At 65.4% G+C, this 20,223-nt stretch carries 18 protein-coding genes; 9 read left to right on the forward strand and 9 right to left on the reverse strand.

Annotated elements, in window-relative coordinates; genetic code table 11:
• Positions 1-203: 203 nt before the first annotated feature.
• Together IVB13_RS22855 and IVB13_RS22860 are read left to right on the forward strand one after the other, a co-directional pair.
• The gene (locus IVB13_RS22855; protein ID WP_018460022.1) at positions 204-1,121 is read left to right on the forward strand and encodes a sulfite exporter TauE/SafE family protein; all 918 of its coding nucleotides are present in this window, start codon (positions 204-206) and stop codon (positions 1,119-1,121) included.
• On the forward strand, positions 1,118-1,888 hold the full coding sequence (locus tag IVB13_RS22860; protein ID WP_018460023.1) for a TIGR02186 family protein: 771 nt from the start codon (positions 1,118-1,120) through the stop codon (positions 1,886-1,888). Before IVB13_RS22855 ends, IVB13_RS22860 begins: the two co-directional genes overlap by 4 nt.
• Positions 1,889-2,032: 144 nt before the next feature.
• Here IVB13_RS22860 and IVB13_RS22865 read toward each other — a convergent pair whose 3' ends face one another.
• Both IVB13_RS22865 and IVB13_RS22870 read right to left on the reverse strand, forming a co-directional pair.
• Positions 2,033-2,809 carry an MBL fold metallo-hydrolase gene (locus IVB13_RS22865; RefSeq protein ID WP_247490654.1) on the reverse strand — a complete coding sequence of 259 codons (777 nt, stop codon included), beginning with the start codon at positions 2,807-2,809 and terminating at the stop codon, positions 2,033-2,035.
• Positions 2,810-2,821: 12 nt separating this feature from the next.
• Positions 2,822-3,733, reverse strand: a complete 912-nt coding sequence (locus IVB13_RS22870) for a DMT family transporter (RefSeq protein WP_247490656.1) — start codon at positions 3,731-3,733, stop codon at positions 2,822-2,824.
• A gap of 99 nt (positions 3,734-3,832) precedes the next feature.
• Between IVB13_RS22870 and IVB13_RS22875 the strand changes: the two genes are divergently transcribed.
• Positions 3,833-4,696 carry a LysR family transcriptional regulator gene (locus tag IVB13_RS22875; RefSeq protein WP_026233925.1) on the forward strand — a complete coding sequence of 288 codons (864 nt, stop codon included), beginning with the start codon at positions 3,833-3,835 and terminating at the stop codon, positions 4,694-4,696.
• On the opposite strand, the gene pdeM is transcribed toward IVB13_RS22875, so the two are convergent.
• The 4 genes from pdeM to IVB13_RS22895 form a co-directional block, all read right to left on the reverse strand.
• The gene (gene pdeM / locus IVB13_RS22880; RefSeq protein ID WP_018460027.1) at positions 4,693-5,364 is read right to left on the reverse strand and encodes a ligase-associated DNA damage response endonuclease PdeM; all 672 of its coding nucleotides are present in this window, start codon (positions 5,362-5,364) and stop codon (positions 4,693-4,695) included. The genes IVB13_RS22875 and pdeM overlap by 4 nt on opposite strands.
• Before the next feature lie 53 nt (positions 5,365-5,417).
• The gene (locus IVB13_RS22885; RefSeq protein ID WP_018460028.1) at positions 5,418-7,994 is read right to left on the reverse strand and encodes a ligase-associated DNA damage response DEXH box helicase; all 2,577 of its coding nucleotides are present in this window, start codon (positions 7,992-7,994) and stop codon (positions 5,418-5,420) included.
• 222 nt (positions 7,995-8,216) lie between these two features.
• Positions 8,217-9,446 (reverse strand): ABC transporter substrate-binding protein, encoded by a 1,230-nt coding sequence (locus tag IVB13_RS22890; protein WP_085384950.1) that lies wholly within the window; start codon positions 9,444-9,446, stop codon positions 8,217-8,219.
• Between the two features lie 114 nt (positions 9,447-9,560).
• Positions 9,561-10,487, reverse strand: a complete 927-nt coding sequence (locus IVB13_RS22895; RefSeq protein WP_018460030.1) for a methyltransferase domain-containing protein — start codon at positions 10,485-10,487, stop codon at positions 9,561-9,563.
• A 65-nt stretch (positions 10,488-10,552) separates the two neighbouring features.
• On the opposite strand from IVB13_RS22895, the gene IVB13_RS22900 reads away from it, so the two are divergent.
• The 5 genes from IVB13_RS22900 to IVB13_RS22920 all read left to right on the forward strand — a co-directional run bounded on the left by IVB13_RS22900 (position 10,553) and on the right by IVB13_RS22920 (position 15,750).
• Positions 10,553-11,590 (forward strand): ligase-associated DNA damage response exonuclease, encoded by a 1,038-nt coding sequence (locus IVB13_RS22900; protein WP_018460031.1) that lies wholly within the window; start codon positions 10,553-10,555, stop codon positions 11,588-11,590.
• Entirely contained in the window at positions 11,587-13,245 is a 1,659-nt protein-coding gene (locus IVB13_RS22905) for an ATP-dependent DNA ligase (protein ID WP_018460032.1), read from the forward strand. Before IVB13_RS22900 ends, IVB13_RS22905 begins: the two co-directional genes overlap by 4 nt.
• Before the next feature lie 119 nt (positions 13,246-13,364).
• Positions 13,365-13,667 carry a DUF6460 domain-containing protein gene (locus IVB13_RS22910; RefSeq protein ID WP_018460033.1) on the forward strand — a complete coding sequence of 101 codons (303 nt, stop codon included), beginning with the start codon at positions 13,365-13,367 and terminating at the stop codon, positions 13,665-13,667.
• A gap of 21 nt (positions 13,668-13,688) precedes the next feature.
• The gene (locus tag IVB13_RS22915) at positions 13,689-14,423 is read left to right on the forward strand and encodes an MBL fold metallo-hydrolase (RefSeq protein WP_247490658.1); all 735 of its coding nucleotides are present in this window, start codon (positions 13,689-13,691) and stop codon (positions 14,421-14,423) included.
• 1 nt (position 14,424) lies between these two features.
• A complete protein-coding gene (locus IVB13_RS22920) occupies positions 14,425-15,750 on the forward strand; it encodes an MATE family efflux transporter (protein ID WP_026233928.1) in 1,326 nt (441 codons plus the stop codon).
• A gap of 132 nt (positions 15,751-15,882) precedes the next feature.
• Here the strand turns inward: IVB13_RS22920 and IVB13_RS22925 are convergent, their stop codons facing one another.
• Positions 15,883-16,980 (reverse strand): quinone-dependent dihydroorotate dehydrogenase, encoded by a 1,098-nt coding sequence (locus IVB13_RS22925; protein ID WP_018460036.1) that lies wholly within the window; start codon positions 16,978-16,980, stop codon positions 15,883-15,885.
• On the reverse strand, positions 16,977-17,321 hold the full coding sequence (locus IVB13_RS22930) for a DUF952 domain-containing protein (protein WP_018460037.1): 345 nt from the start codon (positions 17,319-17,321) through the stop codon (positions 16,977-16,979). The genes IVB13_RS22925 and IVB13_RS22930 overlap by 4 nt, the downstream gene beginning before the upstream one ends.
• 204 nt (positions 17,322-17,525) lie before the next feature.
• Between IVB13_RS22930 and IVB13_RS22935 the strand changes: the two genes are divergently transcribed.
• Complete coding sequence (locus tag IVB13_RS22935) at positions 17,526-18,179, forward strand: helix-turn-helix transcriptional regulator (RefSeq protein WP_018460038.1); 654 nt, start codon at positions 17,526-17,528, stop codon at positions 18,177-18,179.
• Positions 18,180-18,350: 171 nt separating this feature from the next.
• Here IVB13_RS22935 and IVB13_RS22940 read toward each other — a convergent pair whose 3' ends face one another.
• The gene (locus tag IVB13_RS22940; RefSeq protein ID WP_018460039.1) at positions 18,351-19,994 is read right to left on the reverse strand and encodes a lysine--tRNA ligase; all 1,644 of its coding nucleotides are present in this window, start codon (positions 19,992-19,994) and stop codon (positions 18,351-18,353) included.
• Positions 19,995-20,223: the final 229 nt, after the last annotated feature.

Below are 20,223 nucleotides of genomic sequence, written 5' to 3' on the forward strand. Positions count from 1 at the left end.
GCCGGGGCATGACGGCGGAGAAGGTGGCGGAATGCTCGGTTCGCTGCGAGCCGTGATCTGATCTCTCTTAGCCCATTCACCACGCCTGAAATTCCTGGTCCCGCCGGCCACCGAATTCCGCTATTGAAGGGCGCGGCAATCGTTCTGCCCTCCTGCGAGCATTCCGCGCAATCGATCCGTCTCGCGGGAAGCGTGGTCTCTCGATGCAGCTCTATCTCCCGATCGCCGATCTTCCGGTCAATGTCTTCCTCGTGCTAGCGATGGGCGCGGCGGTCGGCTTCGTCTCCGGCATGTTCGGGATCGGCGGCGGCTTCCTGATGACGCCGCTTCTGATCTTCATCGGCATCACGCCGGCGGTCGCGGTCGCCTCCGTCGCGAGCCACATCGCCGCCTCGTCCTTTTCCGGCGCGCTCGCCTATTGGCGGCGACGCGCGATCGACCCGGCGCTGGCAAGCGTGCTGTTATGCGGCGGCGTGACCGGGACGGCGCTGGGCGTGTGGACCTTCACGCAGCTGCGTGCGCTCGGCCAGCTCGATCTGATGATCGCACTGTCCTACGTCGTGCTGCTCACCACCGTCGGCAGCCTGATGTTCTCCGAAGGCCTGCGCGCCCTAATGCGGACCCGGCGCGGCGCGGTGCCGCCACGACGCACCCACAACTGGATCCATGGCCTGCCGCTGAAGATGCGGTTCAAGCGTTCCAAGATATACCTCTCGGTCATTCCGGTCGTGATCATCGGCGTCCTGATCGGCTTCATCGGCGCCATCATGGGCATCGGCGGCGGCTTCATCCTGGTGCCGATCATGATCTATCTGCTGCGGGTGCCGACCTCGACGGTGATCGGCACCTCGATGGTCCTGACGCTGGTCACGATGCTGTTTGCGACCCTGCTGCATGCGGTGACCAATCACCTCGTCGACGCGGTGCTGGCGCTGATCCTGATGGTCGGCGGTGTCACCGGCGCGCAGTTCGGCGCACGCGCCGGTCAGAAGATCCGCGGCGAGCAGCTGCGGCTGCTGCTCGGCCTCTTGATCCTCTCGGTCGGCGTTCGCTTCGCCATCGAGCTGGTGATCCGGCCCGAAGACCTCTTCACCATCCGCGAGCTGGGGGTGAACGGATGATGCGCACAGCTCTCGCGGTCCTGCTCGTTCTGCTGCTCGGCTCCGTCGCACGCGCCGAGCGGCTGATCGTGTCGGTCTCCAACCATCGCGTCACGGTGACGCCGAATTATTCCGGCGAGGAGCTGGTGCTGTTCGGCTCGGTCGAGAAGGACGCCTCCACGCCCGCCGATCGCAAGAGCTACGATCTCGTCGTCACCGTGATGGGCCCGCGCGCCGAGATGGTGACGCGGCGCAAGGAGCGCACCTTCGGGATCTGGATCAACACCGACTACCGCCAGTTCCTGGAGGTGCCGAGCTATCTCGCGCTATTTGCCAACCGCTCCTTCGATGTCATCACCTCGCCCGAGATCGCGCGGCGTCAGCAGATCGGGCTTAACAACGTGCTGCTGACCCAGCGTGTCAGCGGCGACTATGCCGATGTGGTGCCTAACGACGTGTTCCGCTCCGCCTTCATCCGCCTGCGCACCCAGCGCGGTCTCTACCGCGAGGATCCGAGCGCGGTGACATTCCTGACGCCGACGCTGTTCCGCACCGGCATTCCGCTGCCGGCGGAGGTGCCGATCGGCACTTACGAGGTGGAGATCAAGCTGTTTGCCGACGGCGCGTTCATCGGCAAGACCGAGACCGCGTTCGAGATCGTCAAGGTCGGCTTCGAGCAGTTCGTCGCCACCACCGCGCGGCAGAACGGCCTGATCTACGGCCTCGTCACCGCCGCGATGGCGCTGATGACGGGATGGATGGCTTCGATCGTGTTTCGCAAGGATTGAGGAGACTACGCTCTCTCCTCTCGTCGTCGCCCGGCTCGACCGGGCGACCCAGTATTCCAGAGGCCTGCGTTAGGCGACTCGCTCTCACAATTACCGCCGCGGCGTACTGGATGCCCCGGTCAAGCCGGGGCATGACAGTCGGGGCTACGGCGCCTGCACCACCGTCGGCACGCCGGGCTCGAGCAATCGCAGCCGCGTCCCGAAGCCGAGCACGTCGAAGGTCTTGCGTAGATCCTCGCTGTTCTGGCGGAAATGCGCCCAACCCTCCGTATGAACCGGCACGATCATCGCATCGGGGAAGGCGCGCGCGGTCTCGATGGTGTCGTTGGTGTCCATGGTCAGATGGAACGGCCCGCGCGTTTGCGCGGCGCCGGCGAAAGGCATCACCACGCCGCATTTGAAACGGCGCGCGACCTCGGCGACGCCGTCGAACCAGGTGGTGTCGCCGCTGATGTAGACCGATGTGGTGTCGGTCCGGCTCGACGACACCACGAAGCCGATGACGTCGCCTGACAGCGGCTCGATGCCGGCCGGCCCGTGACGCGCCGGGGTCGCAGTAATCGTCAGCGAGTTGCCGTCACGATCTTTCAGATGCGCCGTGCCCCACGGCGCCAAACCTTCGACATGCCCGCCGAGGCGCTGCGCGCCGGCCTCGGTGGTCAGCACGCGCTTCACATGTTTGAGAAAGTCGCGGCCGGAATTGTCGAGATTGTCCGAATGCTGGGCGTGGCTGAGCAGCACGGCATCGATCGGGCCGATCGCATCGGCCTTGAGCGCAGGGCCGATCGTCTTCTCCAGCTTCACATGCGGCAGCTGATAGGCGGTGTGCGCGTCATCGAAGGTCGGATCGGTGAGCAAACGGAAGCCGTCGATCTCGATCAGCGCAGTGGGACCGCCGATCAGGGTGATGGAAATGGGCATGATGGACTCCTCTTACGAGACGGATTTGGCGGGCCGCGTCACCAGGTAGATGCCGAGTGCGACCGGGATGATTCCGAGCAGATCGCGCGCCTCGACATGTTCGCCGAGCACGAGATACGCAAACAGCATGCCGAGCGGCGGCATCAGGAAATGATAGGCACTGGCAGCCGTCGCGCCACACACTTTCAAGAAATGAAACCAGAGCCAGTACGCCAGGATCGAGCCGCCGAGCACGAGGAAGGCGAAGGCGCCGATCAGGCCCGGCGTGAAGTCGATGGCATGAACGTCGGCGAAGGTGAGCGCCACCGGCGTCAGCACGATGCCGGCGGCAAGATTCTGCACGCCATTGCCGACCCACAGCGAGCCCTTCGGCGCGAGCAGCTTGAACAAAATGGTGCCGGCAACGAGAGAGGCGAGCGAGGCCAGCGTGAACACGATGCCGTGCAGCGAGTCGGTGCCGACCGCCAGGCGGTGCCAGACGATCAAGGTCACGCCGATGATTCCGAGCAGGAGGCCGCTCGCCTTGCGCCAGGTCATGCCTTCGCCGAGCAGAAGCGCGGCGAGGCCCGCCGTGAACACCGGATTGGCCGACACGATCAGGCCGCCGAGGCCGGCGGAGACCGATTGCAGTCCGGTGTAGCCGAGGCCGAGATAGAGCGCGTTGTTGGCGACGCCGAGCACGGCGAAGATCGTGGCATCGCGCCAGGACAGCGACCAGTCGTCGCCGCGGACCAGCGTGGCACCGAGGATCAAGATGCCGGCGAGCGAGAAGCGCGCGGCGAGCAGGATCAGCGGCGGGCAATGGGTCACGCCGATCTTGCCGGCGACGAAGGCGTAGCTCCAGAGCAGGCAGAACAGGCCGATGGCCAGCGGCAGCGTGTTGAAGCGGCTGCGCGGAACGGCAAGCGAAGGGGCGAGCGACATGAGGGGCATTCTCCTGAGCCCTCGATCTAGGGAGCCGGCTTGTCATTTGGAAATTAAATGATTAACTTCCAGCCAGTGGATTTTCGAATGGAGGCAGCCATGCTCGATCTGGAGCTCCTGCGCAGCTTCGTGTCGGTGGTCGATGCCGGCGGCTTCACCCGCGCCGGCGAGCGCGTCCATCGCACCCAATCGACCGTCAGCCAGCAGATCAAGCGGCTGGAGGAGGATGTCGGCCAGGTCCTGCTGCATCGCGACGGCAAGGACGTGCGCCCCACCGAAGCCGGCGAGCGGCTGCTGTCCTATGCGCGGCGGTTGTTGTCGCTTGCGGAAGAGGCGCGCGACGTGCTGCGCCAGCCCGACGGCGAAGGCGCAATCCGGCTCGGCATCCCCGAGGACTTTGCGGCGTATCGGCTGGCGAAACTGCTCGGCGCGTTCTCGCGCTCGCATCCGGGCCTGCGGCTCGATGTGCGCGCCGACCAGAGCAAGAATCTCGCCCGCGACCTCGATCGCGGCGAGCTCGATCTGGCGCTGTTCAAGCGCGCGGCCGGTGAGAAAGGCGCGATTGCGGTGTGGCCGGAGCAGGTGCACTGGGTGACCAGCAAGAGCCATCCGATCCACGCCGATGTCGCCTCCGTGCCGCTGATCGGCTTTCCGCTCGGCTGCCTCTACCGCGCCGGCGCCATCCATGCGCTGGAAAGCGCGGGCCGCATTTGGCACATGTCCTATACGTCATCGAGCCTGGCCGGCATCCAGGCCGCGGTCGCGGCCGGCATGGGCTTGAGCATCCTGTCGGAGATGGCGATCCAGTCCGACCACCGCGTGCTGAGCGCGAAGGACGGCTTTGCGCCGATCAACCGGACCGAAGTGGCGCTGATGGCCGCGCCGGGCGCAAGTCCCGCGACGTTGCGGCTGGCAGATCGGCTGGCGGAGTTCTGCGACGACGTGCAGGCGAAAGCGGCTTAGCTGCACCGTGACGCGGCGATCGCGTGGACGCGGCGGTCGCCGAGCAGGTGCGCGACAAAACCGTTCATTGGAAAGATCTTTGCAAACGCCACATCGCGGATGCTGAGGCCGCCGGCGTAGGCGCCGAAGGCGGGCATCACGGCACGCTCGCCGTCACAGGCGAAACAGCGGCGCTCCATCGAGCGGCCGCGCGCGGAGACACGCGCCTTGGGATGAAGATGGCCGGCGATCTCGCCGCTCGCGCCCGTCGGCTCGTGGCGGAAGGTGATCGGACCGATCGCAACTTCGTCGGCGACGGTGCCGCCGAGATCACGCGGCAGCGCCGGATCGTGATTGCCTGAGATCCAGATCCAGTCGCGGCCAGCCTGCAAGGCGGCGACCGCGTCGCGATCCTCCGCCGACAGCCGTCCATGCGCCGTGCGATCGTGAAAACTGTCGCCGAGCGCGATGACGATTCGGGGATCATGGCGGGAGATGACAGCAGCGAGACGACTGAGCGTCGCGATGGTGTCGTAAGGCGGCAGCAGCACGCCGCGCATGGCGAAGCTGGAACCTTTTTCCAGATGCAGGTCGGAGACGACGAGCAGGCGCTGCTCTTCCCAGAATAGCGCGCCGGAGAGATCGGCCGCGAAGGTCACGCTGCTGATGCTGACATTCGAAACGCGCATGTCCTCGATATCCCCTGAAACCAGCGCGCCTGCCCCCACGTCAAAACCTGCTGTTATCCCATCGCCTCTTTGACGAGCTCGTCGGCGGCCTCCGCCAGGAGCTCGTCTCCAGCTTCGCCATAGACTGACTCGCGGCCGATTTCCAGCATCACGGGGACGGCGAGCGGGGAGACGTGGTCGAGTTCCCGATGCGTGATGCGGCCCCGGATGCGGGTGAGCATGTCGCTGAGGCGTCGCAGATCGAGCAGGCCAGTGGCGGCATCGGCACGGGCGGCGCGCAACAGCACGTGATCGGCCTGGTGCTTGCGCAGGACGTCGTAAACGAGATCGGTCGAGAACAGCACCTGACGGCGGCTCTTCTCCTCACCGGTGTGCCGCCGCGCAATCAGGCCGGAGATGATCGCGCAATTGCGGAACGTGCGCTTCATCAGCGCGGATTCGGCAAGCCACGCTTCGAGGTCGTCGCCGAGCATGTCGGGATCGAACAGCGCGTCGAGGTCGATCCTGCCGTCCCGGATCATGGAGGACATGTCGCCGAGCGCCCAGACCGCGATCGCATATTCATTGGCGACGAAACCGAGCGGCCGGGCGCGGGCGCGCTCCAGCCGGCGCGTCAAGAGCATGCCGAGCGTCTGATGCGCGAGACGGCCTTCGAAGGGATAGCAGACGACGTAATGCTTGTTGGCGCGGGGAAAACTCTCGACCAGCAGCTCGCGCACCGCCGGCACGCGCGAGACGTCCTTTTGCAGCGACAGCCAGTCGCGCACCTGCTCCGGCAAGGCGCCCCACGCGCGCCCGTCATCGAGCAGGCGGCGAACCCGTTCGGCAAGATAGGTCGAGAGCGGAAACTTGCCGCCCATATAGGACGGCACCTTCGGGTCCTTGTCGTTGGCGCGCGAGACATAGACCTGGTCTTCGACCAGGGTTTCGTAGCGCACCACCTCTCCTGAGAACACGAAGGTGTCGCCCGGGCTGAGACCCTCGATGAAGGCTTCCTCGATCTCGCCGAGCAGCCTGCCGCCGCGCGCGATCACGCCGGTCGACCCGCCTGCTTTTCCTTGACCTCCGCCGCGCGAGCGCACCAGCCGCACCTTGAGCATGTCGTCCTCGACGATGGTGCCGACATTCATCCGGTAGCTCTGCCGCACCCTGGGATTGGCGACGCGCCAGCGTCCCTCCTTGTCCTGCTTGATCCGCGCGAAACGCTCATAGGTCTTCAGCGCGTAGCCGCCGGAGGCGACGAAATCGACCACGTCGTCGAAGTCCTGCCGCGTGAGATCGGCGTAGGGCGCGGCGGTGCGGACCTCACCGTAAAGCTCGTCGGAGAAAAACGGCTCGCCGCAGGCGCAGCCGAGCACGTGCTGGGCCAGCACATCGAGCGCACCCAGGCGCAGCGGCGGCGTGTCCTGCGCATTCTCCGCGATGGCGTCGATCGCGACGCGGCACTCCAGCACCTCGAATCGGTTCGCGGGCACCAGCACCGCGCGCGAGGCTTCGTCGAGCCGGTGGTTGGCGCGGCCGATGCGCTGCATCAGGCGCGAGGAGCCCTTGGGCGCGCCGATATTGACGACGAGATCGACGTCGCCCCAGTCGACGCCGAGATCGAGCGAGGAGGTACAGACCACGCCGCGCAGTTTGCCCGCCGACATCGCGTCTTCGACCTTGCGGCGCTGGGCGACGTCGAGCGAGCCGTGATGCAGCGCGATGGCAAGATTGTCGTCGTTCATGCTCCAGAGATTCTGGAACAGCATCTCGGCCTGGCTGCGGGTGTTGACGAAAACCAGCGTGGTCTTGTTCGCCTTGATCAGCTCGTAGATCTCGGGAAGTGCGTGGCGCGCACTGTGGCCGGCCCAGGGCAGGCGTTCGCGCGTGTCCATCATCTCGACCAGCGGCGGTGCGGCGCCGCCGGCAAGGACGATGTCGGCCGCCGCTTCCTTGCCGCCGGGCTGCGGCACCAGGAAGCGCGCCAGCGATTCAGGCTCGGCCACGGTCGCCGACAGGCCAATCGCCCGCATCTGCGGCGCCAACCGCCACAGCCGCGCGAGTCCAAGCGACAGCAGATCGCCGCGCTTGGACGTCACCAGCGCGTGCAGCTCGTCGAGCACGATGCGCTTCAAGGAGGAAAACAGGAACGGCGCGTCGTCGGAGGACAGCAGCAGCGCAAGCTGCTCCGGCGTCGTCAGCAAAATGTCCGGCGGATAGCGCCGTTGCCGCTGCCGCCGCGACGTCGGCGTGTCGCCGGTACGGGTCTCGATCTTGATCGGCAGCGCCATCTCGGCGACGGGGCGCTCGAGGTTGCGCGCGATATCGACCGCGAGCGCCTTGAGCGGCGAGATGTAGAGCGTGTGCAGGCCGCCGGTGCGTTGCAGACTGCGGCCGGTGGAGATCACCGATTTCGCCGAAGCTTTGGGCGCGGAGCTCAGCTCGACCAGCGTCGGCAAGAATCCCGCCAGCGTCTTGCCGGCGCCGGTGGGCGCGATCAGCAATGCGGATCGGTCCTCGCGCGCCTTCTCCAGCAGCGCCAATTGATGCGCGCGCGGCGACCAGCCGCGGGCCGCGAACCACGCCTTGAAGCGGTCGGGCAGCAGCGCGGCAGGTTCGACCGGGATTTTGCGGATGCGGGGCGGCACGGCATCACAGGTAAGCCGTGGGGACGGGTTCGTCGAGGGGGTGAACGACGAGGGCGATACTGCCGTTCCCTCTCCCCTTGTGGGAGAGGGTGGATCGCCGCGAAGCGGCGAGACGCGTGAGGGGTATCTCTCCGCGAAAGAGCATCGTTCGAGTACGCGGAGAAAGCCCCCTCATCCGGCGCTTCGCGCCATCTTCTCCCACAAGGGGAGAAGAAAGCGCCCCTACTCCGACATCGGCTTGTCGGAGATGTCCCAGTCCTTGCCGGTGAAGGTGGAGATGAAGAGCGTCTTCATCGGCGTGTAATCGTCAGGCGTGTAGTCGTAAGTGACGCCGTCGAGGAAATAAGGCGAGTGGAAGCCTTTGAGGTTGGAAGCCTGCTTCAGCACGTTGGCGCGGGTGAGCTCGTCGCCGCAGCGGCGCAGGATCTCGCCCATGGTGACGGCCTGGCCGTAGCCGGCGAAGGCGATGGTGTTGTCTTGATCGATCGCCGGCGTGTACTTCTTGCGCAGCTCCTCGAACGCCATGACGTCGGGGTCCTTCTCCCATTTGGGCAGGCCGACTTCCTTGTTGTAGCGGATGGCGACGATGCCGGCGGCGTTCTCGAGGCCCGCGGCATTGAGGATGGAGCGGCCGGTCGAGCCGGCCGACAGCAGCTGCAGCGGCTTCCAGCCGAGCTCGGCTACTTTCCGGATCGACTGCGACGAGGCCTTGCCGGTGGAGATGTTGTAGAAGACGTCCGCACCCGACTTCGAGAGGTTGATGAGCTGGGAATCGACCGTCGGATCGGTCAGATCGTAGGTCTGCTCCATGATCACCTTGGCGGTGCCGCCGGCGTCTTCCAGAACCTTCTTGAAGGGGCCGAGGAAGTCGCGGCCGAAATCGTCGTTCTGGTACAGGATGCCGACCTTCGCGTTCGGCTTCACGCTGACGACGTGCCGCGCCAGGATCCGCGCCTCGGTCGGATAGAGCGGCAAGCCAGCCATCGTCCATTTGAACTCTTTCGGGTTATTCCACTTCGACGCGCCGGTGTTGAGCAGCAACTGCGGCACGCCCTTCGAGTTGAGGTATTTGTGCACGGCGGTCTGCGGCGCGGTGCCGAGCGAGCCGTAGAGCGCGAGCACCTCCTCCTGCTCGACCAGGCGCCGCGTCGCCTCGACGCATTTCGGCGCGCTGTAGGCATCATCCATGGTGAGGAATTTGACCTTGCGTCCGTTGATGCCGCCCTTTTCGTTCAGCATCTGGAAATAGGCCTCGCCGACGCGCCCGAGCACGCCGTAGAGCGAGCCGGGGCCGGAATGCGGCACGGTCTGCCCGATCTTGATCTCGGTGTCGCTGGCGCCGGAATCGTATTTCTTCTCCGCGGCCCAGACATAGGGCGCGGGCAAGGTGGAGGCCGCGATGGTCGCGAGCGCGGCGGCGCTGAAATCGCGCCGCGATGGATTCCTGGTCATTGTTTGTTTCTCCCTGGTGCGCGCATTGTGCTGGCATCGCCGCACGGCTCGCAAGTGGGAAGTCGCGGCTTTGCGACGCAATGACGCTTAAAGCGCCGCTTATAGCGCCTAAACTCAAGTTTTCTCGGCGACCACGACGAGGCCGCCCACCGGTTCGTTGTTCTCGGTGCGTGGCGAGGCCTGCTCCAATGTGAGGAGCTTGAGGCCGGCCTTCGCCATCGCATCGCGCACATATTCCGCCGAATGGGCATAGCGCAGGCCTTCGCCGAGAACGATGCCGCTGCCGTCATGGGTCTCCAGCGTGAACGCAAGCACGCCGCCGGGCGCGAGCACGCGCCTGGCTTCGCCGAGCACCGGTGCGAGATCGGGGAGATAGACGAACGCATCGGCAGCGACGACGAGGTTTGCGCTCGCCTCGCTCCTGCTGCGCAGGCCTTCGATCATGTCGGCGACTTCGAGCTCGGCATAGAGGCCGGTGGCTCGCGCCTCCTTGACCATGCCGGGCGACAGATCGATGCCGATGAACTGGTCGACCTGTTTGGCGAAGGCGGCGGCCGCGAGCCCCGTACCGCAGCCGAGATCGATGGCGCGCTTGAACAGGGCGGGCTTCTTCGCGGCGACGCGGGCAGCCACCACCGCCTTGAAGATCAGCGACGGCGCGCGATAGCCGAGATCGTTGATCAGCACGTGCTCGAAGCGCGGGGCGTATTGATCGAACAAGGCCTGCACATAGGCCTTGGGCATCTCGGACAATTGCGCATCGCCGAGGCGTATCAGATGCAGATGAGCGCCATGCTGATCGCTCGGGTCGGACTCGCGCGATTTGCGAAAGGCCGCAATGGCCTTGTCGCGCTCGCCGAGTTGCGCGCGGATTTCGCCGAGCGTGAACCAGGCCGAGGTGAAATTCGGCGCAATCTCGATGGTCTGCTCCAGCAGGTCGGCGGCGGCCGCCAGATCGCCCTTGAGCTGGAGGTCGCGCGCGAACTCGAAGCGGCGGTCAGCCATGAGATCGCCGGAGGTCAGGAACAAGCGCAGGGGCATTGTGGGAACCAGGGAACGAAGCGGTGATGACTCGAAGATGCGGGGTCGCGACCTATATAACAGGCATGCGTCCGCAAGACATCCTGCTGCCAGTTGCCGCCGGCCTATGCTGTAAGCCGGGCGGCTTCCATATCGACCCCGTCCGGCCGGTCGAGCGGGCCGTGATCACCCACGGCCATTCCGACCATGCCCGCGCCGGCCACGGCGCGGTGCTGGCGACGCAGGAAACGCTGGACATGATGCGGCTGCGCTATGGCGAGAATTTTGCCGGCTCCACCCAAGCAATCCACTATGGCGAGGAGATCCGGCTCGGCGACGTCAGCGCGAAGTTTCACCCGGCCGGCCATGTGCTCGGTTCGGCGCAGGTCGCGGTCACCTGCAAGGACACCTGCATCGTCGCCTCCGGCGACTACAAGGATGCGCCCGACCCGACCTGCACGCCGTTCGAGCTCGTACGCTGCGACGTCTTCATCACCGAGGCAACGTTCGGCCTGCCGGTGTTTCGCCATGGCGATGCGGCCGACGAGGTCAAGAAGCTGCTGGCGTCGGTGGCGCTATTTCCGGAGCGCGCGCATCTCGTCGGCGCCTATTCGCTTGGCAAGGCGCAGCGCGTGATCGCTCTGCTGCGCCAAGCGGGTTACGACGCGCCGATCTATCTGCATGGCGCGATGGAGAAGATCACGCATTACTATCAGAGCCGCGGAATCGAGCTCGGCGAGTTGCGGCCGGCGAAGGGCGTCAAGAAGGCGGCGCTCGCCGGCACCATCACGCTGGCGCCGCCCTCTGCAACATCCGATCTCTGGACCCGCCGGTTTCCCGATCCCGTCACGGCATTCGCCTCTGGCTGGATGCGGGTGCGCGCCCGCGCGCGGCAACGCGGCATCGAGCTGCCGCTGGTGATCTCGGATCACGCCGATTGGGACGGCCTCACCGCCACGATCGCCGCGACCGGTGCCGGCGAGATCTGGGTTACCCATGGCCAGGAAGACGCGCTGGTGCATTGGTGCCAAAGCAAGGGTTTGCGGTCGCGGCCGCTCGATCTCGTCGGCTATGGCGACGAGGAGGAGACCGAGACGCCGCTCGCTGACGAGGCCGAAGCATGAACCGCTTCGCCGAACTTCTCGACCGCCTCGCCTACGAACCCGGCCGCAACAACAAGCTGCGGCTGATCACGAGTTATTTTCGCGAGGTCGCCGATCCCGATCGCGGCTACGCGCTGGCCGCGCTGACCGGTGCGCTGAGTTTCAAGCACGCAAAACCTTCTCTGCTGCGCGATCTTATCGCCCAGCGAACTGACCCGGTCTTGTTCGGCCTATCCTGGGACTATGTAGGCGATCTCTCCGAGACAATCGCGCTGATGTGGCCGAAGGCCGTGGGTGTCCACAACAACCCACCTCCCCCAACCCTCACCGAGGTGGTCACCACCCTGCGCACCCTCGGCAAGACCGAGCTGCCGAAGCAGCTCGAGCGCTGGCTCGACGAATTGGATGAGACCGGCCGCTGGGCGCTGTTGAAGCTCGTCACCGGCGCGTTGCGCATCGGCATCTCCGCGCGCCTGGCAAAGACCGCGGCCGCCGCGCTCGGCGACAAGGACCCGCATGAGGTCGAGCTGATCTGGCCCGGTCTCGCGCCGCCTTATCTCGACCTGTTCGCCTGGCTGGAAGGCCGCGGCGACAAGCCAGTCAATCGCGATCCCGCGCCGTTCCGTCCTGTCATGCTGGCGCATGCGATCGAGGACACCGATTTCGCTGCACTCGATCCCGCCGACTACATCGCCGAATGGAAATGGGACGGCATCCGCGTGCAGGCGGTGGCCGGCCGCGACGAGCACGGCCACATCACCGCTCGGCTCTATTCGCGCACCGGCGAGGACATCACCGGGAGCTTTCCGGACCTCGTGCCGTCGCTGCGGCTGCCCGGCGCCATCGACGGCGAGCTTCTGATCCTGCGCGAAGGGCGCGTGCAAAGTTTCAATTTTCTGCAGCAGCGGCTCAACCGCAAGGTCGTGTCTCCGAAGCTGATCAAGGAATTTCCGATTCATCTGCGCGCCTACGATCTGCTCGGCGACGACGAGAACGATTTGCGCGAGCTGCCTTTCGCGGAGCGGCGCGAACGGCTGGAGACCTTCATCGGTAAGCTCGACGATCCCCGCATCGATCTGTCGCCCACCGTCGCCTTCGCAAGCTGGGAGGCGCTGACCGCAGCACGCGCCGATCCCGCCAGCGCTGGTGCGGGCGAGGACGCGGACGCCGTCGAAGGCGTGATGCTGAAGCGGCGCGACGCACCCTATCTGCCGGGGCGGCCGAAGGGACAATGGTGGAAATGGAAGCGCGATCCGCACATCATCGACGCCGTGCTGATGTATGCGCAGCGCGGCCACGGCAAGCGCTCGTCCTACTATTCCGACTACACCTTCGGCGTTTGGACCGCAGGGCCGGGCAGTGACGAACTGGTGCCGGTCGGAAAAGCCTATTTCGGCTTCACGGACGAGGAGCTGCTCCAGATCGACCGCTTCGTGCGTCGCAATACCACCGAAAAATTCGGCCCCGTCCGCCACGTCGTGCACGAGCCAGACAAGGGGCTGGTGCTGGAGGTCGCCTTCGAGGGGCTGCAGCGCTCACCACGGCACAAATCCGGCGTCGCGATGCGCTTTCCCCGCATCAGCCGGCTGCGCTGGGACAAGCCGCCGCGGGAGGCCGACCGGCTGGAAACGCTGGAAAAGATGCTGAAAGCGGAGGCGGCCGAGGTTGAGGCTTAAGAAGCCCCGGGCGTGTGCTTGCCCGAATTAAAATCCCGTAAGCCGATTGACGCCCCCTCACAGGTTCCCCATGTCCCCGCCTTGCCCTATGATAGGTCGAATCCCCTGAGGAGTTTGAGATGGCCCACGACGTCAGAGATTTGCCGGCCGGCCGCAGTGACGGCCTGCACCGCTTTCTCGGCGGCTCGCCGCTGGCGGTCGCGTTTCGCCTGGTGCTGCTCTCGATCCTCGTCGGCGTCGTGCTGGCGGCGATCGGCTTCGACCCCTGGAATATCATCTTAAGCATTCGTCTTCTGTTCCAGCGTTTGTGGGATCTCGGCTTCGATACCGTGAACTGGCTGTGGCGCTACTTCCTGCTCGGCGCTGTCATCGTGATTCCGATCTGGCTGCTGATGCGCGTTTTCGGCGCGCCACGCAGGTAAAGGATTTGGAGCTGGCGGCCGATGCAATTGCGCTTTGTCGGCTGCGGCGACGCCTTCGGATGCGGCGGCAGGCTCAATACCTGCTTCCACGTCTCGGGGCGCGAAGCCAACTTCCTGATCGATTGCGGCGCGTCGGCTTTGCCGGCACTGAAGCGGCTGGAGATCGACCGCAATGAGATCGATCTCATCCTGATCACGCATTTCCACGGCGACCATTTTGCCGGGCTGCCGTTTGTCCTGCTCGACGCACAATTCTCGCGGCGGACGCGGCCGCTCACGATCGCCGGCCCCAAAGGCATCGAGACGCGGCTGCGTGAGGTGATGGAGGCTCTGTTCGAGCACTCCTCGAAGACGAAACAGCGCTTCGAGCTGTCCGTCGTCGAGCTCGCGCCCGAGCAGAGCCAAAGCTTCGGCGCGGTGACGGTGACGCCCTATCCCGTCGTGCACGGCGAATCCGGTGGACCGTTCCTCGCTTATCGCGTCGAAGCCGAGGGTCGCACGCTGGCCTACAGCGCCGATACCGAATGGACGGAGACGCTCATTCCGCTGGCGCATGGCGCCGACCTTTTCATCGCCGAAGCCTATATGTACGAGAAGGTGGTCAAGAATCACCTCAGCCTGACGACCTTGGAACAGCACCTTCCCGAAATCGGCGCAAAACGCCTCGTGCTCACCCATATGAGCGAAGACGTGCTGTCGCGCCTCGACGACATCGCCCATCTCGCCGCCGAAGACGGCATGGTGCTCGTGTTCTGACATGCACGCACCCGTTCACTTGAAGATCGGTTCCCGTCAGGTCTTCGCCATCGCAGGCCCGGCGATGGTCGCCAACCTCACCACGCCACTGATCGGCGTGGTCTCGACCACCGCGATCGGACGGCTGGACGACGCCGCGCTGCTCGGCGGCGTCGCCATCGCGTCCGTCATCTTCGATTGCCTGTTCTGGCTGTTCGGTTTCCTGCGCATGAGCACGCTCGCCTTCACGGCGCAGGCGCTCGGCGCCGGCGAGACGCGCGAGCTGACCGCGATCCTGGTGCGCGGCTTCATCGTCGCCGGCTTGATCGGCGTAGCACTGATCGCGCTGCAACTGCCGCTGGCCACCGTGCTGTTCGACCTGATGGGCGGCAGCGAAGGCGTCACGCGCGCGGCGAAAACCTACTTCGTGATCCGGATCTGGTCGGCGCCGCTGGCGCTCGTCAATTATGTTATCCTGGGCTGGCTGGTCGGCCAGGCTCGCGCCAACCCGGCGCTCGCGCTCCAAATCGTCATCAATCTCGTCAACGCGGCGGCGACGATCCTGCTGGTGCTGGTCTACGACACCGGGATCGCAGGTGCTGCGATCGCAGCGCTGCTGTCTGAAGCGGCCGGATTCGGCCTCGGCATGATCGTCTGCCGCCGCTATGCGGACGGTGGGTTCGCGGTGCCGTACGCAGAGCTGTTCGACCGGGCCAAGCTGATGCGGCTGCTGGCCGTGAATTCCGACATCCTGATCCGTACCGCGGCGCTGATCGCCGTGTTCTTGTTCTTCACCGCCAAGGGCGCGCGGGCCGGCGACGTCACGCTGGCCGCGAATTCCGTGCTCAACAATTTTCTGCTGGTCAGCGCCTTCTTTCTCGATGGTCTAGCGAACGCAGCCCAGCAGCTTTGCGGCCGTACGCTCGGCGCACGCGACGCCAGGGGATTTGCTGATTCGACCCGGCTGGTGCTGCTATGGGGGCTCGGCTTCGCGCTGGTCGTGTCCGCGCTATTCGCGGTATTCGGGCCGAACTTAATCGATTTCATGACGGCGAGCGAAAGCGTCCGTCGCGGCGCGCGGGAATTCCTGCCGTTCGTCGTGCTCGCGCCGATTCCCGGCGTGTTCGCCTTCGGCTTCGACGGCATCTATATCGGCGCGACCTGGGCGCGTGAGATGCGCAATCTGATGCTGGCCTCGCTCGCGATCTTCCTCGCCACATGTTGGGCGCTGCAATCGTTCGGCAATGCCGGGCTGTGGAGCGCGCTGATCGCCTCCTACGTCTCGCGCGGCGGCTTGCAGGCCGCGCGCTATCCGGCGCTGTACAGGAAGACGTTTTCGAGGTCGTAGCTCTCGTGTCCCGGACACGCTGCAGGGTGAAACGCTGCTGCGCGGAGCCGGGACCCAGAATGCCGCGAGCGTGGGCCCCGGTTCAGCAGTGCATCACTAACGTGCTGCGCTGCGCTCGGGGCACGAGACCGCCTACATCCCCGGCCAGTCTTCCGCCGTCAGCGTGGCGGCGTCGGAGCCGACGATCTCGGAGAGAGAATCCCGCCCCGTCCGCAATAGGGTCGAGGCGAGGTCACGCTTGATCTCGTCGACGATGCCGAGGCCCTTGTAGACCAGCGACGAATAGAGCTGGATCAGGCTCGCGCCGGCGCGGATCTTCGTCAGCGCGGCGCCGCCCGAGTCCACCCCCCCGACACCGATCAGGGGGAATGCGCCCTCGACGCGCACATAGGTCTCCGCGACCATCCGCGTCGACAGCCGGAACAGCGGCCGGCCGGACAGGCCGCCCTGCTCCTTGGCGCGCATCTCCTCGCGCAGCGTACTCGGCCGCGCGATCGTGGTGTTCGATACGATCATGCCATCGACCCGGCGCGAGCGCGCGACCTGCACGACGTCGTCGAGCTGGGCGAGGCTCAAATCCGGCGCGATCTTGAGCAGCACCGGCGTGTCGCCGGCGCTCTCGCGCACCCGCTGGCGCGCGTCGATCACCCTGGCGAGGAGATCGTCGAGCAGCGCGCCTTCCTGCAGATTGCGCAGGCCCGGCGTGTTCGGCGAGGAGACGTTGACGGTGAAATAGCTCGCGACCGGCGCAAAGGTCTCGATCAGCTTGACGTAATCATTGACCCGATCGGGCGAATCCTTGTTGGCGCCGACATTGACGCCGACGATGCCGCCGTGCTGCGCGCGCGCCGCAAGCCGGCGCAGGGCTGTCTCCGCACCGTCATTGTTGAAGCCCATGCGGTTGATCACGGCCTCGTCGCGCTCCAGACGAAACAGCCGCGGTCGCGGATTGCCGCTTTGCGGCTTCGGCGTCACCGAGCCGATCTCGACGAAGCCGAAGCCGAGCCGCAGCAGCGCATCCGGCACTTCGGCGCTCTTGTCGAAGCCCGCGGCCATGCCGATCGGATTGGGGAAGTTGAGCCCGAACGCACGCACCGCAAGCTTGGGATCGTCAGCGTGCGGCTTGCCCGGCGGCAGGAAGCGCAGGCCCTGGATCGCGAGGCGATGCGCATCCTCCGGATCGAGCCAACGCAGCACCGGCAGCGAGAGAGCGTCGAAAGCGCGGATCACGGGGCAAGCTCCGGAACATCGTGGCCGCCGTCGGAGCGCGTGTTGAGGTTCATCACAGCCATCACCGCGCCGAGATCGAGCTCGCCATAGAGATGCGGAAACAGCTCCTCATTGCGCGAGCGCTCCCAGCGCAACGCGCTGCCGAGCGCATCGCCGTCGACCTCGACCAGGAACAGCGCGCGCTGCCCGACATAATGCTTCTGCAGGGTCTCGGGAACCTGGGCGGCGGTCGAGAAATGGATGAATCCGTCGCGCGAATCGTCCGCGCTGCCGCGATAAACGCCCTGCCGTTCCGCCTCGCGCCAGGCCGAGGCCGGACAGATTTTGTAGATCTTGACCACCGCTTACGCAGCCCTGTTTGCCCGGGGAGACAGCTCTTTGAGTCTCCTGGGGATTTTCGTCTCTCGTGGGTCGTTAAATCCCGGGCGGGACCGTAAAGGCCACCCCTGCCGAACTCAAGACTTAGACGCCGCCTCTTGCACCGAAAACGGAAAACCGATTGATTTGAGGATAGTTTTCCTGAGTTGCGACGGGCTGGACCTTCCATGGTCAGGCAGGCCAAAGCGCAGAGGATGCTCACCCACGACCAGATCTGGGGCGCGCTGGATCGGCTGGCGGCGCGTGCCGGCCTGTCGCCGTCCGGCCTCGCCAAGCGCGCCGGGCTCGATCCCACCACCTTCAACAAGTCCAAGCGCGTTACCTCCGACGGCCGCGAGCGCTGGCCCTCGACCGAATCGATCGCGAAAGCGCTGGCGGCGGCAGATTCGTCGATCGACATTTTTGCCAGGCTGGTCGGCGACGAGGCAGGCGGCGGCCGTTCGGTGCCGCTGCTCGGCTTCGCACTGGCGGGCGCGAGCGGCGCCTTCGACGAGTCCGGCTTTCCCGTCGGCAAGGGCTGGACCGAATTTGCCCTTCCCGCCTTCGAGGGCAACCATAGCTTCGCGCTGCAGATGTCCGGCGAAGCGCTTGCGCCCGCCTATCGCGACGGCGACATCATCCTGGTCGCGCCCGGCGCGCCGATCCACAAAGGCGATCGCGTGGTGGTGAAGACCAACGCGGGCGAGCTGACGGTGGCGACGCTGAAGCGCCGCACCGCAAAGGCTCTGGATTTGCAGCCGCTCGATGCGACGCAGGCCGAACGCAGGATGGCGGCGAGCGAGGTGGTGTGGATCGCGCGGATCGTGTGGGCAAGCCAGTGAGGCCTCGGTGTCGTCCTGGCGAAAGCCAGGACCCATTACCTCGGGAGAAGTTGTGGCACCAATTGGCCACTCCGAGTCTCCGTAACCACATCCGGCGGTGGCTATGGGTCCTGGCTTTCGCCAGGACGAATCGGGGAGATAGGTCGCGCCTACAACTCAGTTCCGTAGCCCTCACGCACTCCGCGCCAGCGCGCCGTCGATCATGTTGACCGCGTTCTGCACGCCATACACCGCGACAAAGGAGCCGAAGCGCGGGCCCTTTTCCTGGCCGAGCAGCACCTGGTAGAGCATGTTGAACCAGTCGAGCGTCACGCCCGGACGGCCGTCCTTGCCCTTCTTGACCTGGTCGAGGAACGGCTCGCGGCGGCCGATCTCGTAGACGACGTTCTGGATGTCCTCGGCCGAGGCGTCCTGCGGAAGCTGCGATAATGCATCCCGCAAATCCTGCAGCGCCGCGCGCTCGGTCTCGGTCGGTTCGCGGAACGTCTTCGTCGGCGCGACGAAGTCGCGATAATAGTTGATGGCATAGCCGACCATCGCGTCGAGCTTGGGATGCGTCTGCGGGCTCACACCGGGTCGGTAGCGACCAATGAAACCCCACAGTGTCTCGGCATTCTCCGCATTCGACGACGACACCAGCGTCAGCAGGAGCTGGAACGTGACGGGCATGTCGAACTTCGGCGGATGGCCATTGTGGACATGCCAGACCGGATTGCCGAGCTGCTGCCTGGCGTCCTGCTTCGCAAAGCCGTCGATGAACTGCTGGTAGTCGTCGACATTGCGCGGGATGACGTCGAAATACAGCCGCTTGGCCGCCTTCGGCTCGCGATACATGAACAGCGACAGCGATTCCGGCGAGGCGTAGCGCAGCCATTCGTCGATGGTCAGCCCATTGCCCTTCGACTTCGAGATCTTCTGGCCCTTGTCATCGAGGAAGAGCTCGTAGTTGAAGCCCTCCGGCGGCGTGGCGCCGAGCGCCCTGGCGATCGCGCCGGAGAGTTTGACCGAGTCGATCAGGTCCTTGCCGGCCATCTCGTAATCGACGCCGAGCGCGACCCAGCGCATCGCCCAATCGGCCTTCCATTGGCACTTGACGTTGCCGCCGGTGACCGGCGTCTCGACTTCCTGGTTGGTATCGGGATCGAGGTAGGTCACCGTGCCGGCCGCAACGTCGCGGCGGATCATCGGCACCTGCAGCACGACACCCGTGGTCTTGCTGATGGGGAGGAACGGCGAATAGGTCGCGCGGCGGTCGGGACCGAGCGTCGGCAGGATGATCGCCATCACCTTGTCGTAGGCCGCGAGCATTTTGAGCAGCGTCGCGTCGAAACGGCCGGACGTGTAATAGTCGGTCGAGCTCGCGAATTCGTAGTCGAAGCCGAAATGATCGAGGAAGGCGCGCAGCCGCGCATTGTTGTGGTGCCCGAACGACGGGTATTCGTTGGAGAACGGATCCGGCACCCGCGTCAGCGGCTTGCCGAGATGCGCGGCCAGCATCTCCTTGTTGGGGACGTTGTCGGGCACTTTCCGAAACCCGTCCATGTCGTCGGAGAACGCGAGCAGGCGGGTCTTGATCTTGTTCTCGGTCAGCACATGAAAAGCGTGCCGCACCATCGAGGTGCGCGCGACCTCGCCGAAGGTGCCGATATGCGGCAGGCCTGATGGCCCGTAGCCGGTCTCGAACAGCACCTCGTCCTTCGGGCTTTTCTTCAGCCGCGCGACAATGGCCTTCGCCTGCTCGAACGGCCAGGCGTTGGATTGTTCGGCGAGCGCACGCAGATCGCTCGGATTCGCGGCAAGATCGATAACAGACATCTAAGGGGCCTCCGGGCCGCGGAAAATAGCGATTTCCGGGCAGAATGCAATTTTGTGAGACCCTCATCCTGAGAGCTTGTGACGCTTTTGCTCGTTCGGAGCGCCTCCGCAGCGCATAAATGATAACTCATTGACGAACTCAGAGCCGCCATTTACCGCGATAAACAGCCCCACTCCGGCGGCAGCTAGAGGTCGGTGCCGTGCTTGGATTAACGAGCGCTCCATAGGA

Origin of the sequence: Bradyrhizobium sp. 17, from assembly GCF_023073515.1 — a bacterium.
In the GTDB taxonomy this organism is placed as follows: Bacteria; Pseudomonadota; Alphaproteobacteria; order Rhizobiales; family Xanthobacteraceae; genus Bradyrhizobium; species Bradyrhizobium canariense_D.